The organism is Actinoplanes sp. CA-051413 (genome assembly GCF_050955795.1).
In the GTDB taxonomy this organism is placed as follows: Bacteria; Actinomycetota; Actinomycetes; order Mycobacteriales; family Micromonosporaceae; genus Actinoplanes.
In genome coordinates, this window is record NZ_CP192100.1 from 6,761,543 (window position 1) to 6,774,883 (window position 13,341).

Genomic DNA, 13,341 nt, shown 5'->3' on the forward strand with positions numbered 1-13,341 from the left:
GACGCTCGTGAATTTCAACAGTAAAGCGCGGAGCCGGAGCCCTTTCACGATCTGGCCGCGGTCGCTGCTCGGGCACGTCGCCCTGCTGCTGACACTCGGGACGGCGCTGGCCGTCCTGCTCGGCGTGCTGCTGTGGGCCGGCCTCGGCAAGCCGGACGGGACCGCGCCGACCCCGAACCCCTCCGCATCGGCGGCCGCCCGCCCCCTCACTGCCGCCGAACGGCTGGACAGCATCAAGCTGATTCTGGCGACGGTGGGCGGTGTCGGCGCGGTTGTCGCGCTGACCGTCGCCTACCGCAAACAGCGCCACGGCGAGGCCGCCGAGGACCGCGAGACCGACCGCATCCTGCGGGAACGCTTCGCGAAGGCGGTGGACCAGCTGGGTCACGAGCAGGCCCGGGTACGGGTCGCCGGCGTGTACGCCATGGCCGACCTGGCCGACGACTGGGAGAAGTCCCGGCAGATGTGCATCGACGTGCTGTGCGCGTACATCCGCATGCCGTACGACCCGCACGGCGCTGAGGCCGGCGCGGGCGAACGTGAGGTACGCCGGACGCTGTTCCGGGTGCTGCGCAACCACCTGCGCCCGGAGACCCGCTGGAGCGAGACGAAGTGGTCCGGCTACCGGTTCAGCTTCGAGGGCGCGGTGCTGGACAGCGGCGATCTCTCCGGCGCCGAACTCACCTCCACCGGCCACATGACTTTCCACCGGGTGACATTCGCCGGCCGGTTCTATTTCGACGGGGTGCGGCTGCACGGCGCGCCGATGTGGTTCTCCAGGGCCACCTTTGCCGGCCAATCCGTCACCTTCGACCATGCCGTGCTCACCGGCAGCACGATCGACTTCTCCAATGCCACGTTCGCCGACGGAAATGTGTCGTTCAAGAACGTTCAGGCGCCGGCGGCGGCGAACTTTGACGGAGCCCGGCACATCGGAGGAACAGTCGATTGGGGCCCGTTCACGCCGTTGCCGCCGCCACCGGTCAGCGGGCCGGCTTCCGCACTGACACGCTTGGCGAAGGCGGTGGGATCGGCTCGCTCTCGGCGCGGCGCACGTCCCGGACGAACCACGCCACCATGAGGGCCAGCCCGATCGCCACGAGGACGCCGGTCCGCAAGGCCGCGACCCACGCCGTCCAGAACGATTTCCGCAGTGGCTTCACTGCCGCTTTGGTGGTCTTGTAATCGCGGTTCGCCCGGTGCAGGACGGCCCGCAGATAACCGAAGAGGTAAATGGTCCCGCCCGCCAGCAGAACGATGATGAGCACCGGTCCGCTGACATTTCCCGACTGATCTTCAACGGCAAGCACGCGTCGAAGCGTGTCACTGCGCGGGGATTGTCACAAGCGATCTTCTACCCATTGCCTACCCCTCGCCTACCGTCGCCGAGCGCTGCACCGCTTCCATCCCCAGCGAGCTGTACGGCTGGCCGACGTACGAGCCGAGCAGCACCATCAGCGCGGTGAGCCCCTCGAGGTCGAGACCGTTGCGGCGGGCCAGCGACAGGTAGGTCGACAGCCGCTGGCCGGTGACGTTCTGGGCCACGAGCACGGCGATCACCGCGATGCTCCGGTCCCGGTCGGTCAAGGCGGGACTCTGCCAGCCCGGGCCGCCGGCGGCTTCGTACGCCTCCTGGGTGAAGACCGGGCCGGCGTGCTGGGTCATGAGCCGTTCCACCTCCGCCGGGGACACCCCGAAGTTGCGGGCGTAGACCTCCCGCCCGGCGGCGGCGCGGTCACTCAGATCGTGCGGGGGGATGGCCATCTTCACTCCTGGTGGGTCATAGGCAGGACCCGCGGTCCTCCACGTCGCCGATCACGGCGAGGAGCAACCGCCGCAGGTCCTGGATCTCATCCGGGTCGAGGCTGGTCAGGGCCGAGGCCTCAACGGTGTCGCAGGCGGCGGCGACCTTCGCACGCAGAGACTCGCCGTCCGTGGTGATCACCGGGATGCGCAGCCGGCGGTCACGCGGATCGTTGTGCCGCACGACGAAGCCGTTGCGCTCGAGCCGATCGAGCTGGCTCATCAGGGTCGTCTTGTCGAGCCCCAGGGTCTTGCCGAGTTCGCCCTGGGTGAGACCCGGGCTCTTGTGCAGGGCGCTCAGCACGATGTATTCGCGCAGCGTGAGTCCGTGCTTCTCGGCCACGTCACCGGTCGCGGCGCGCATGCGCTGGGCCGCGCGATGCAGCAGCCAGGTGATCTCGGAGTCGATGGTGGGACGCGGGCCGACGTCCCCGGGTGGTTGCGGGCTGTGCATGCGAGCACCGTACGTCTTCAGCGGGAGCGACCGGCGCCCTCGGGCACCAGCAGCGGGATCCCGTCGTAGGAGCCGAGGTCGTGCGCGGGGACGATTTGCATCAGGCCGTCCAGAGCAATCATGCGGTCGAGATCCCGGCGCACCTGACCGGGGTCGCTGTCGGCAAGCTTGCTCATCAGCCACGGCCGTTCGGCCCGCCGGCGGATACCGTCGATCTGCCAGGTCAGGTCGCCGATGAAGGCGTACCGGTGGCCGGCGGGCACGGTCACGAAGACGATCACCGAACCCTCGGTGTGGCCGGCCGCGTGGACGATGACGACCGAGCCGTCGCCGTGCACGTCGTAGCTCGAGGGAAAGCCGAGATACGGCCCGTCCGGGAAGGCGTACTCGCGGATGCCGTAGCCGCGGGAGACCAGGCGGAACACTTTGCCGTCGGGGTCCTTGGCGGCGTACCGCTGCTCGTCGGCGTTCATCCAGAGCGGCGTGCCCCGCAGGCTGTCGAGGCCGCTCGCGTGATCCCAGTGCGAATGGGTGAGCAGCACGCCCGCCAGCCGGTCGCGGCTGTAGCCGGCGGCGTCGAGTTGCTCCTGCACCGTCCGGCCCACCTGGTAGGGGGCACGGACGAAGGCGGGCAGCAGCTTGATGTGCGCGGCGACGTCGGCGCCGAAGCCGGCGTCGATCAGCAGGTCGCCGTCCGGGTGCCGCACCAGGATCGCGGATGCGGCGAACTGGCGCTTGTCGCGGAACGACCCGCCCCGGACGGCGAGAGCCGCCCGGGTCTCGTAGGTGCCGGTCGGCAAGTGGTAGATGGCCATGTCCGCCGGTGGGTGGGCGGCGGGGAGAGGAGACATGAAGAGACCGTACGAGCTGAGAACGTCTGAGGCAAGACTTTCTTGGTTCAGACGATTATTCGACCGCAAGCCGGTGAGGGCTTGAGCTCATGCTGGGGAGCGGAGGCGGACGGGAATCGAACCCGCCCGGCCCGGATACCGGGCCACACCGGTTTTGAAGACCGGGAGGGGCACCAGCCACCTGAACGCCTCCGTCGATCACCCTAGGCCGCGCGCCGCGGTCCCGCTCGGCGGGAGGCCGGTGATCGTGCAAGAGTGCGATGGTGACGTCTACACAGAGCCGACGGCTGACCGAGTACGCCCACGGCGGTGGCTGCGCGTGCAAGATTCCTCCGGGCGAGCTGGAGACCGTCGTCTCCGGCCTGATGGGCGAGTCCGCGCCGCGCGGGCCGGGTGAGCTCCTCGTCGGGCTGGACGACGGCGACGACGCCGCGGTCGTGCGGATCGCCAACGGTGTTGCCATCGTCGCCACCGCCGACTTCTTCACGCCGGTGGTCGACGACGCCTACGACTGGGGGCGGATCGCCGTCGCCAACGCGCTTTCCGACGTGTACGCCATGGGCGGCGCGCCCGTCGTCGGGGTGAACCTGCTGGCCTGGCCGCGGGATCTGCTGCCGATGGAACTGGCCGCCGAGGTGCTGCGCGGCGGCCTGGCCGTCGCCCGGGAGGCCGGTTGCCACGTCGCCGGTGGGCACAGCGTCGACGACCCGGAGCCCAAGTACGGCATGGCCGTCACCGGCATCGCCGACCCCGATCACCTGCTGCGCAACGACGCCGGGGCGGCCGGCGTGCCGCTGACCCTGACCAAGCCGCTGGGCATCGGGGTGCTCAACAGCCGGCACAAGAACACCGGGGAGGTCTTCCCGCAGGCCGTCGCCGCGATGACCGGGCTCAACCGGGCCGCCTCCGAGGCCGCGCTGGCCGCCGGGGCTGTGTGCGCGACCGATGTCACCGGCTTCGGGCTGCTCGGGCACCTGCACAAGCTGGCCCGGGCCAGCAAGCTGACCGCCCGGGTGGACGCGGCGGCGGTGCCCTATCTGGAGGGTGCCCGGGACGCCCTCGCCGCCGGGTACGTCAGCGGCGGCACCCGGCGCAATCTGGACTGGGTACGCCCGCACCTGGACGCGGACGGTGTCTCCGAGGACGAGTTGCTGCTGCTGGCGGACGCGCAGACCTCCGGCGGGCTGCTGGTGGCCGGCGAGGTGCCCGGCTACCCGGTCATCGGCGAGCTGCTCCCCGCCCGCGGCGACGGCACGACCCTCCTGGTCCGCTGACCGCCGCCAGACAGCCCGCGCTCAGCCGGCCACGGTCGCGGGCTGCTCCTTGGGAAAATGCGAGCGCAAGTCAGCAGCAAGCAGCCGGTCAAGCACCCGATCCGGAAGCAGCCGCGACAGCCGCGTGAGCACCGCAGCATCCCGCCCGATGGTGTACCGAGTACGCGGCCGCCGAACCGTCGCAGCATCCGCGATGACCCGCCCGGCCGCCTCGGCCGGACGCCCCGCCTTCGTGAACGCCGTGGCGTGGCTGACGATCGCCCGCAACAGCCCCTCGTACCGCCCCCGCTCGACCGGCGACAGCCCGGCGATGATGTCGTCGGCCCGCTCGACCGCGTGGCCGGCCATCTCGGTGCGCACGCCACCGGGCTCGACGACCACCACCTGAACACCGTGCGGGGCAAGCTCCCGGCGCAACGCGTCACTCATCGCCTCCATGGCGAACTTCGCCCCGGCGTACGCGCCATAGGTCGGCAGCGCGACCTTGCCGCCGATGGAGCTGATGTTCACCACCCGGCCACCGGCGGCGTGCAGTGCGGGCAGGACGGCCTTGGTGACCGCCACGTGCCCGAAGAAGTTGACCTCGAACTGCTCCCGCCACTGCGCCATCGACAGCAGCTCGACCGGCGCGTTGATGGCGATGCCGGCGTTGTTGATCACCGCGCGCAGCGGTCGGCGTGCCGGGTCGGCGGTGATGCGGCCGGCTACCGCTTCGATCTGAGCCGGGTCGGTGATGTCGAGCAGCACCGGCTCCAGGTTCGGGGCGCGCAACGCGTCGGCGTCCGCTTCGCGCCGGACTCCGGCGAGCACGTGGTAGCCGCGGCGGGCCAGCTCGCGGGCGGTCGCGGCGCCCATGCCGGTGGAGGCGCCGCTGATCAGGATCAACTCTTCGTGTGACGTTGTCATATGACACACGCTACGCATTCAGATGACATTGTCAAGTGAATCGGATGACATTGTCAGGTAGATTGCCGGCATGGTCAGCAGAGTGGAGAGCGCGGCGGCGACCCGACGCGCGTTGGTCGACGCGGCGGCCGAGCTGCTCGACGAGGGTGGCGTCGACGCCGTGACGCTGCGCGCGGTGGGCGCCCGGGCCGGGGTGTCCCGGGGCGCTCCTTACGGCCACTTCCCGGACAAGGAGCACCTGCTCGCCGCGGTCGCGACCAAGAGCTGGGAGGCGGTGAGCGAGCAGCTTGACACATTGACCGCGGACCGGCCGCCGTCCGAGCGCCTGGAGCTGGCCCTGGCCGGGCTCATGGACGTCGGCCGGCGCCGCCCGCACGCGTACGCGTTGATGTTCTCCGCGCCGGCCGCCGAGCACCCCGAGGCGCTCGCCGCGGTCTCCCGCACGCACGACCAGTTCCTGGCCATCGTCGCCGCCGTCATCGGTGATCCGCAGCGGGCCCGGCCGATCGGGGCGCTGGTGATGGCGAGCGTGCAGGGCATCATCGCGATGGAGAACAGCGGCCACCTCACCGCCGAGAAGTGGCAGGTCACCGGCGACGAGCTGCTCAGGATGCTGATCGGCCGGATCGGCTGAGGCGCTACCCCGGTTGCTGGGTCTTCGCGCCGCCGTCGCTGCCGTTCGCAGCAGCCTGCTGCGCCAGCCGCTCCCGCTGCGGCAGCACCGTGTACTTCGGATCGCGCGCCGACGCCAGCCCACCCTCGAAGATCCCGAACCGCGTCGCCAGCGAGGCCGTCAGCAGCGACAGCCCGGACAGCGCCGACACCACCCGGCTGCGGCGTCCCAGGACCGCCCCGGCCACCCCGAGCGCGGTCAGCGTCCGGCCGGCCCGCAGCAGCTTGCCGGCCTTGCCCTCGGTGTAGGGCTCACTCAGGATGCCCTTGGTCGTCTCCACCCGGTGCGCCCCGTACAGCTCCATCGCCGCGCCGAGCACGGCCATCCGCCGCGCCGGGCCGGCCTGGTCGGCCGGGGCCGCCAGCAGGCCCACCCCGGCCCCGCTGGCCAGCGCGCTGCCCGCGAAGACAAACGGCAGTTCCGGGTACGCCGCATGCCAGCTCGGCGTCGCGGTGTCGGCCAGCAGCACCGCCGTGTACGTCGCCAGCGCCGGCGCGACCACAGCGGCGCCGTACTGCCCGGCCGTGCCCACCGGCGGGAGCAGCTTGCGGGCCAGTCCGAGCACTCCCCTGTCCGGCAGCAGCGGAGCCGCCTCGGCAACCGCCGCCGCTCCCGCCGCCGCACCGAAGGCGCTGAAGATCCAGGTGCCCATCGACATCGGCGAGGTCGGCTTGGCCACCCGCAGCATGTGCAGGAAGCGTTCCGGCCGGCCCAGGTCGTTGACCAGGAAGTAGGTGCTGGCCAGGACGGCACCGAGCGCGCTGACCCGGCCGGCCCGGCGCAGGGCCGGGCGCCCGGAGGCGTCACCGCCGGCGGCCAGCAGCGCGGAGCCCGCGGCGAGGCCACCGGTGAACAGGTACGCGGCGATGTCGTGATGCCACACCGCGGCCTTGACGATCGGCCGCCCGTAGTAGGACCGGAACTCCGCCGGCGGGACCATCGACCGGTCGCCACCCCGGCCGCCACCGCGCCGGCGTCCCTTGCGGGCGGTGTCGCGTACCGGGCCGCCGGGGGCCTCGTCGCGGGCCAGGCCGCTGCCGGGCCGTCCCGCGGGCGGCGGGCTGACCGAGTCGTCGCGGGGGCGTTCCGCCTCCTCGCGGGGCCTCATCCGCGCCGTCCGACGAACGAGGCGATCACCGTGGCGGCCATGGCCAGCGCGGCCAGCCCGGCCCGCTTGTACATGTCCGGCAGGTCGCGGGTGGTCACGATCGGGTCCGGGGGCAGGCCGTACACCTCGGGCTCGTCGAGCAGCAGGAAGAACGCGCCGTCGCCGCCCACGCCGTCGTCCGGGCTCTCGCCGTACAGGCGGGCCGAGTCGACGCCCTGCTCGTGCAGCTTCTCCACGCGGTGCTGGGCGCGGGCGCGCAACTCGTCGAGCTCGCCGTACTGGATGGACTCGGTCGGGCAGGCCTTCGCGCACGCCGGGGTCATGCCGTCACCGATCCGGTCGTAGCACATCGTGCACTTCCAGGCCCGGCCGTCGTCCTTGCGCTGGTCGATCACGCCGTACGGGCAGGCCGGGATGCAGTAGCCGCAGCCGTTGCAGATGTCCTCCTGCACCACGACCGTGCCGAACTCGGTGCGGAACAGTGACCCGGTCGGGCAGACGTCCAGGCAGGCGGCGTGCGTGCAGTGCTTGCAGACGTTGGACATCATCAGCCAGCGGAAGTCGCTGCGCGGCGCGTCCATGGTGCGGCCGGGCAGGTCCGAACCGGGCATGCCGAGGAACTGCGGTCCGTTCGGGGCCGTGATCGTGGCCGCCGCGGCCAAGGCGTCCACCGCGGGCGGGATCCCCGGGTCGGTGCCCTGGTCCTGCCCGCTGCCGGCCGCCACCACGGCGGTGTGCGCGCTCACCGACGGGCCGACCGGCAGGCCGGCGAACGCGCCGGGAGTGTCCGTCGATCCGCCGCGGTCGGCCACCGGCTGCTCGATGAACGCGACGTGACGCCACGAGTTCGCGGTCAGGCCGCCGGTGTTGTCGTACGACTGACCGAGCAGGTTGAACCCGTCGTCCGGGATCAGGTTCCACTCCTTGCAGGCCACCTCGCACGCCTTGCAGCCGATGCAGACGCTGGTGTCGGTGAAGAAGCCCATCCGTGGTGGCGCGTCGACGTAACCCGCGTCGGGCGCGGGGTCCAACGGGCCGTAGAGGCTGTTCGGTCCGGCCATTATCCGGGCTCCTCCGGCTCGTTGCTGGTCAGCATGGGGGTGTGGTGGTCCGGCGCGAGCCCGGCCCGCCGGCGGTAGCCGACGACGTACTCCAGCAGCTCCGGCCCGGTCGGGCGGCGGCCCGGCTGGATGTCGCAGGTGCCGACCTTGCTCTCTTGGATGAGCACGTTCGGGTCGAGGGTGATGCCGATCAGGTCGTTGGCCGAGTCGCCGGTGACCAGCCCCTCGCCACCCCAGTGGTACGGCAGCCAGAGCTGGTGGATGACCCGGCCGTCGACGCGCAGCGGGGTGAGCCGGTCGGTGACCATCACCCGCGCCTCGATCGCCGCCCGGGCGGTCACGATGTGCGCCCAGCCCAGGTGCTCGAGACCGCGTTCCGCGGCCAGCTCCGGGGAGACCTCGACGAACATCTCCGGCTGCAGTTCCGACAGGTACGCGAGCTGCCGGCTCATGCCGCCGGCGGTGTGGTGCTCGGTGAGCCGGCTGGTGCTGAAGACGTACGGGAAGACGTCGGAGTGCTGCTCGGGGGCGCTGGGGTTGGTCAGGTTGTCGGCCCGCTCGTACAGCTTGCGGGTCGGGTTGGCCTGCTGCTGGTAGAGCGGGTTGCGCACGATCGACTCGACCGGCTCGTAGTGGGTGGGCATCGGGCCGTCGATGAGGCCGCTGGGTGCGTACAGCCAGCCCTTCCCGTCGCCCTGCATGATGAACGCGTCGTCACCCGAGATGGCCTCGACGCCGGTCGCACCCTCCGGCGGCCGGTACGACGGCGGCTTGGTCTTCTCGAAGTCGGGCACGTCGTAGCCGGTCCACTCGCCGGCCTCCTCGTCCCACCACACGTACTTCTTGCGCTCCGACCACGGCTTACCGTCCGGGTCGGCGGACGCGCGGTTGTAGAGCGTGCGCCGGTCCGAGGGCCACGCCCAGCCCCACTCGCGGGCCACCCAGTCCTGCTCCGAGCCGGGCTTGCGGCGGGCTGCCTGGTTGACGCCGTCCTTGAAGACGCCGGAGTAGATCCAGCAGCCGCAGGCGGTGGAGCCGTCGGGCTTGAGCGAGGTGAAGTTGGGCACCAGGTCGCCGGTGGCGATGTCGTAGCCGTTGATCTCCTTGAGCACGTCCTCGCCGCTGGGCTCGTCGCCGCGTTCGCCGTGCAGCGGGTAGTCCCAGGTCAGGTTGAGGATGCCCTGGTCGCGGGGCAGCGTCGAGCCGGCCAGGCGCTCCCGGACCATGCGGCCCAGGTGGTAAAAGAACCACAGCTCGGAGCGGCAGTCGCCCGGCGGGTCGAGGGCCTTCTCGCGCCACTGCAGCATGCGCTGGGTCTGGGTGAAGGTGCCCTCCTTCTCGGCGTGCGAGGCCGCGGGCATGAAGAACACCTCGGTCCTGCACTCGGTGGGCACGATCTCGCCGGTGGCGACCTCCGGGCCGTCCTTCCAGAAGGTGGCACTCTCGATCATGAACAGGTCGCGGACCACCAGCCAGTCGAGGTTGGCCATGCCCAGGCGCTGGGCCTTGCCGTGCGCGGAGCCGACGGCCGGGTTCTGCCCGAGCAGGAAGTACCCCTTGATCTTGCCGTCGATCATGTCGAGGACCTGCTGGTACGTACCGTGGTCGCCGGTCAGCCGGGGCAGCCAGCTGTAGCCCCAGTCGTTGTCCGCGGTGGCAGCCTCGCCCCAGTACGCCTTGAGCAGGCTGACCGCGTACGACTCCGCGTTGGCCCAGAAGCCCTGCTGCTCGGGGTGCCGGATGGCGTCGACCCACTGCCGGAACGTCTCGTGCTGGGTGTGGTGCGGCATCGGCAGGTAGCCGGGCAGCAGGTTGAACAGGGTCGGGATGTCCGTGGAGCCCTGGATGCTGGCGTGCCCGCGCAGCGCCATCACGCCACCGCCGGGACGGCCCATGTTGCCCAGCAGCAGCTGGATGATCGCGCCGGTGCGGATGTACTGCACGCCGACGCTGTGCTGGGTCCAGCCGACCGAGTAGACCAGGGCGGTGGTGCGCTCGCGGCCCGAGTTGGCCGTCCAGGCCTCGCAGACCTCCAGGAACTTGTCCTGGGGGACGCCGCAGACCTGCTCCACGACCTCCGGCGTGTAGCGGGCGTAGTGCCGCTTGAGCACCTGGTAGACGCAGCGGGGGTGCTGCAGCGTGGGGTCACGGGGCACGTCGGCGGGCACCGGCGGGCCGTGCGACTCCTGCTCCAGGCCGGAGGCGGTCTCCCGGTCGGCGTGCGCCTCGCCCTCGTTCTGCGCCTCGTCCTCCTGACCCTCGTACGCCCAGGAGCTCTGGTCGTACGCGTTGGTCTCGGGGTCGTAGCCGGAGAACAGCCCGCCGAGGTCCTCGGTGTCCTGGAAGTCCTCGCTGACGATCATGGACGCGTTGGTGTACGCGACGACGTACTCCCGGAAGTCCTTCTCGTTGCTCAGGATGTAGTTGACGATCCCGCCCAGGAACGCGATGTCCGCGCCGGCCCGCACCGGGACATAGCTGTGCGCCAGCGCGCTGGTACGGGTGAACCGGGGGTCGACGTGAATGATCTTCGCGCCGCGCTTCTTCGCCTCCACCACGTACTGGAAGCCCACCGGGTGGGCCTCCGCCATGTTGGAGCCCTGGATGATGATGCAGTCTGCGTTGGCCAGATCCTGGAGGAATCCGGTGGCCCCGCCACGGCCGAAGCTGGTTCCCAGACCGGGAACGGTGGCGGAGTGTCAAATACGGGCCTGGTTCTCGATCTGGAGTGCGCCCATGGCGGTGAAGAGCTTCTTGATCAGGTAGTTCTCTTCGTTGTCCAGCGTCGCGCCGCCGAGGCTGGCAAAACCGAGTGTGCGGTTGAGCGGGCGGCCCTCGGCGTCGTTGTCCTCCCAGGTCTGCTCGCGCGCGGCGAGCACCCGGTCGGCGATCATGCTCATCGCGGTGTCGAGGTCGAGCTCTTCCCAGTCGGTGCCGTAGGGGCGCCGGTAGAGCACCTTCTGCTGGCGGCGGTCGCTGGTGACCAGGCTCTTGCTGGCCGAGCCCTTGGGGCACAGCCGGCCCTTGGAGATCGGGCTGTCCGGGTCGCCCTCGATCTGGACGACCTGGCCGTCCTTGACGAAGATCCGCTGACCGCAGCCGACCGCGCAGTACGGGCACACGGACCGGGCCATGGAGTCGGCCGTCTCGGTGCGCGCGGTCAGCGACTTCGACCGGTCGGACTGCGCCGCGGCGCCCCGGCCCAGCGGGTCGGTGCCGGTCAGCTGCCGGTAGACCGGCCAGTGCCCGATCCAGGTGCGGACTCCCATGAGATCGACCTTAGACGACCTCCCGGCACCCCGCACGGCGTGCGGCCGGCGATGTCCGTTGTTAGTTTCCGGGCATGACATCACCCGCCACCGAGACGCCCGGTCCATCGGCGCAGACCCGTACCGCGGTGGTCGCGGCGGTCGTCGCGGCGCTGGTCATCGCGGTGGGGACGCTGCTCTGGTCCAAGTGGCTGCCGTACCAGGCGCGGGTGCGCGAGCTCAGCGCCGGGCACACCTGGTCGGGCAGCAGCATCCTGCGGGCGGGCGGGGTGCAGGCGGGCGATCCGCCGTCCTGGTCCGCGGCGACCACCTTCACCTGGGCGTACCTCCAAGCGGTGTGGAAGGCCCTGGTGGCCGCGTTGTTGATCAGCGCGGCGGTGCAGACCCTGATTCCCCGCGGCTGGCTGCTGCGGATGCTGAACCGGCGCAGCCGGGCGGCCGGCGCGCTGGCCGGCGGGCTGGCCGCCACGCCGTCGATGATGTGCGCGTGCTGTTCCGCGCCGGTGGCGGTGAGCCTGCGCCGCAGTGGTGTGTCGACCTCGGCGGTGGTGGCCTACTGGCTGGGCAACCCCCTGCTCAACCCGGCGGTGCTGATCTTCCTCGCGCTCGTGGCGCCCTGGCAGTGGAGCGTCACCCGGTTGGTGGTCGGCGGCCTCGTGGTGGTGGGCGGGGCGGCTCTGGTGGCGCGCTTGACCGACAGGCCGGCCCCGGACGCCGTGGTGACCGCGCTCGGTCCTGCTGATACCGAGCCCAGGACGCCCGGGAGACTGCTGCGGGACTACGGCCGGGTGCTGCTACGGCTCGCCGTCACCCTGGTGCCCGAGTACCTCGTCGTCGTGCTGCTCATCGGCGCCTTCCGCGGCTGGCTGTTCCCGCTGGGCGGGGAGGCCGCCGGGCCCGTGGTCCTGGTCGTCCTGGTCGCGGCCGTGCTCGGCACCCTGATGGTGATCCCCACCGGCGGCGAGATCCCGATCCTGCAGGGGCTCGCCCTGGCCGGCCTGTCCCTCGGGCCGATCGGCGCCCTGCTCGTGACGCTGCCCGCCGTGAGCCTGCCGGGCCTGGCCATGGTCATCCGGTCCTTCGGCGCCCGGGTCACCGCCGCCACGACAGGGGTGGTCGTGGCCGGCGGAATGCTCGGCGCGGCCCTGCTGGCGGTGCTCTGACCACGAGCCGCGCTCCGCGCAGGTGCTGCTCAGGGCGCCGAGCCGCTCTCGACCCGGGCGACGAGGGCGGCGGCCACGTCCCGCAGCTTGCGGTTCGAGTCCTGCGAGATCCTGGTGAGCACGACGAAGGCCTCGTCGGCGCTGCACCGCCGCTCCCCCATGATGATGCCCTTGGCCTGCTCGATGACCGCCCGGCTCTCCATCGCGGCCTGCATGTGCTGGGCCAGGTTGGTCGTGCTGTCGTGCAGGTGGGCGTTGGCCAGGGCGACCGTCGCGTAGCCGGCGAAGCGCTGGGCCAGCTGGATCGTGTCGTCGTCGAATGCACGCTCGCGCAGGCCGTAGATGTTCACCGCGCCGGTGACGCTGTCCAGGATCGGCAGGCCGACCGAAAGCACGCTGCCCACGCCGGCGGCCGCGGCCTTGGGAGCCCAGCCGTCCCAGCGGGTGTCGCTCGCGGTGTCCGGGACGGAGATGGTGACCTTCTCCGAGGCGGCCTGCAGGCAGGGACCCGCGTCGCGTTCGTACTGCCGTTCGTCGAGCTGCAACGCGATCTCACCGGTGTACGCGGCGGTGTACGGGCGCCCGTCCCGTACCAGGGTGATCGAGACCTCGTCCGCGCCCGGCAGGGTGCGCTGCGCGAGCTCGGCGACGCGGGTGAGGACGCCGTGCAGATCTGTCTCGCCGAGCTTGATCCGGCCGAACTCCGCGAACGCGGCCGCCGGGTCGGTGGGTTGCTGAGCCATGTACGTCTGTTTTCCCTGCAGCGGGCACGCTGCCGC

At 71.3% G+C, this 13,341-nt stretch carries 12 protein-coding genes and 1 tRNA gene; 4 read left to right on the plus strand and 9 right to left on the minus strand.

Translation table 11 applies throughout. From position 1 onward, the window contains the following. Window positions 1-7 precede the first annotated feature (7 nt). Complete coding sequence (locus ACQP2Y_RS31825; protein WP_433719081.1) at window positions 8-1,081, plus strand: pentapeptide repeat-containing protein; 1,074 nt, start codon at window positions 8-10, stop codon at window positions 1,079-1,081. Window positions 1,082-1,365: 284 nt separating this feature from the next. Here the strand turns inward: ACQP2Y_RS31825 and ACQP2Y_RS31830 are convergent, their stop codons facing one another. The 4 genes from ACQP2Y_RS31830 to ACQP2Y_RS31845 all read right to left on the minus strand — a co-directional run bounded on the left by ACQP2Y_RS31830 (window position 1,366) and on the right by ACQP2Y_RS31845 (window position 3,301). Then, the gene (locus ACQP2Y_RS31830) at window positions 1,366-1,764 is read right to left on the minus strand and encodes a carboxymuconolactone decarboxylase family protein (RefSeq protein WP_433719083.1); all 399 of its coding nucleotides are present in this window, start codon (window positions 1,762-1,764) and stop codon (window positions 1,366-1,368) included. 16 nt (window positions 1,765-1,780) lie between these two features. Next, the gene (locus ACQP2Y_RS31835) at window positions 1,781-2,257 is read right to left on the minus strand and encodes a MarR family winged helix-turn-helix transcriptional regulator (RefSeq protein WP_433719084.1); all 477 of its coding nucleotides are present in this window, start codon (window positions 2,255-2,257) and stop codon (window positions 1,781-1,783) included. Window positions 2,258-2,274: 17 nt separating this feature from the next. Continuing rightward, window positions 2,275-3,108, minus strand: a complete 834-nt coding sequence (locus ACQP2Y_RS31840; protein WP_433719086.1) for an MBL fold metallo-hydrolase — start codon at window positions 3,106-3,108, stop codon at window positions 2,275-2,277. A 100-nt stretch (window positions 3,109-3,208) separates the two neighbouring features. Then, window positions 3,209-3,301 (minus strand) — tRNA-Sec (locus ACQP2Y_RS31845). A gap of 67 nt (window positions 3,302-3,368) precedes the next feature. Between ACQP2Y_RS31845 and selD the strand changes: the two genes are divergently transcribed. Then, window positions 3,369-4,382, plus strand: coding sequence for a selenide, water dikinase SelD (selD, locus tag ACQP2Y_RS31850; RefSeq protein WP_433719089.1), 1,014 nt, complete (start codon window positions 3,369-3,371; stop codon window positions 4,380-4,382). Between the two features lie 21 nt (window positions 4,383-4,403). On the opposite strand, the gene ACQP2Y_RS31855 is transcribed toward selD, so the two are convergent. Then, a complete protein-coding gene (locus tag ACQP2Y_RS31855; RefSeq protein ID WP_433719090.1) occupies window positions 4,404-5,288 on the minus strand; it encodes an SDR family oxidoreductase in 885 nt (294 codons plus the stop codon). Window positions 5,289-5,358: 70 nt separating this feature from the next. Here ACQP2Y_RS31855 and ACQP2Y_RS31860 point away from each other — a divergent pair, with 70 nt between their 5' ends. Next, on the plus strand, window positions 5,359-5,922 hold the full coding sequence (locus ACQP2Y_RS31860; protein WP_433719093.1) for a TetR/AcrR family transcriptional regulator: 564 nt from the start codon (window positions 5,359-5,361) through the stop codon (window positions 5,920-5,922). 4 nt (window positions 5,923-5,926) lie between these two features. Here the strand turns inward: ACQP2Y_RS31860 and nrfD are convergent, their stop codons facing one another. Genes nrfD through fdh form a run of 3 tightly spaced genes read right to left on the minus strand, consistent with a single transcriptional unit; the run spans window position 5,927 to window position 11,399 of the window. Continuing rightward, entirely contained in the window at window positions 5,927-7,069 is a 1,143-nt protein-coding gene (gene nrfD / locus ACQP2Y_RS31865; RefSeq protein ID WP_433719096.1) for an NrfD/PsrC family molybdoenzyme membrane anchor subunit, read from the minus strand. Continuing rightward, a complete protein-coding gene (locus ACQP2Y_RS31870) occupies window positions 7,066-8,130 on the minus strand; it encodes a 4Fe-4S dicluster domain-containing protein (RefSeq protein WP_433719098.1) in 1,065 nt (354 codons plus the stop codon). Before ACQP2Y_RS31870 ends, nrfD begins: the two co-directional genes overlap by 4 nt. Next, window positions 8,130-11,399, minus strand: coding sequence for a formate dehydrogenase (fdh, locus tag ACQP2Y_RS31875; RefSeq protein WP_433719100.1), 3,270 nt, complete (start codon window positions 11,397-11,399; stop codon window positions 8,130-8,132). The genes ACQP2Y_RS31870 and fdh overlap by 1 nt, the downstream gene beginning before the upstream one ends. A gap of 74 nt (window positions 11,400-11,473) precedes the next feature. Between fdh and ACQP2Y_RS31880 the strand changes: the two genes are divergently transcribed. Further along, window positions 11,474-12,562, plus strand: coding sequence for a permease (locus ACQP2Y_RS31880; protein WP_433719103.1), 1,089 nt, complete (start codon window positions 11,474-11,476; stop codon window positions 12,560-12,562). A gap of 29 nt (window positions 12,563-12,591) precedes the next feature. Here the strand turns inward: ACQP2Y_RS31880 and ACQP2Y_RS31885 are convergent, their stop codons facing one another. After that, window positions 12,592-13,305: a GAF and ANTAR domain-containing protein gene (locus ACQP2Y_RS31885; protein ID WP_433719105.1), complete on the minus strand. Its 714-nt coding sequence runs from the start codon at window positions 13,303-13,305 to the stop codon at window positions 12,592-12,594. Window positions 13,306-13,341 lie beyond the last annotated feature (36 nt).

Coding starts and splice junctions, on each gene's coding strand:
- ACQP2Y_RS31830 (WP_433719083.1), bottom strand. CDS start 1,764: ATGGCCATCCCCCCGCACGATCTGAGTGACCGCGCCGCCGCCGGGCGG.
- ACQP2Y_RS31835 (WP_433719084.1), bottom strand. CDS start 2,257: ATGCACAGCCCGCAACCACCCGGGGACGTCGGCCCGCGTCCCACCATC.
- ACQP2Y_RS31840 (WP_433719086.1), bottom strand. CDS start 3,108: ATGTCTCCTCTCCCCGCCGCCCACCCACCGGCGGACATGGCCATCTAC.
- selD (WP_433719089.1), top strand. CDS start 3,369: ATGGTGACGTCTACACAGAGCCGACGGCTGACCGAGTACGCCCACGGC.
- ACQP2Y_RS31855 (WP_433719090.1), bottom strand. CDS start 5,288: ATGACAACGTCACACGAAGAGTTGATCCTGATCAGCGGCGCCTCCACC.
- ACQP2Y_RS31860 (WP_433719093.1), top strand. CDS start 5,359: ATGGTCAGCAGAGTGGAGAGCGCGGCGGCGACCCGACGCGCGTTGGTC.
- nrfD (WP_433719096.1), bottom strand. CDS start 7,069: ATGAGGCCCCGCGAGGAGGCGGAACGCCCCCGCGACGACTCGGTCAGC.
- ACQP2Y_RS31870 (WP_433719098.1), bottom strand. CDS start 8,130: ATGGCCGGACCGAACAGCCTCTACGGCCCGTTGGACCCCGCGCCCGAC.
- ACQP2Y_RS31880 (WP_433719103.1), top strand. CDS start 11,474: ATGACATCACCCGCCACCGAGACGCCCGGTCCATCGGCGCAGACCCGT.
- ACQP2Y_RS31885 (WP_433719105.1), bottom strand. CDS start 13,305: ATGGCTCAGCAACCCACCGACCCGGCGGCCGCGTTCGCGGAGTTCGGC.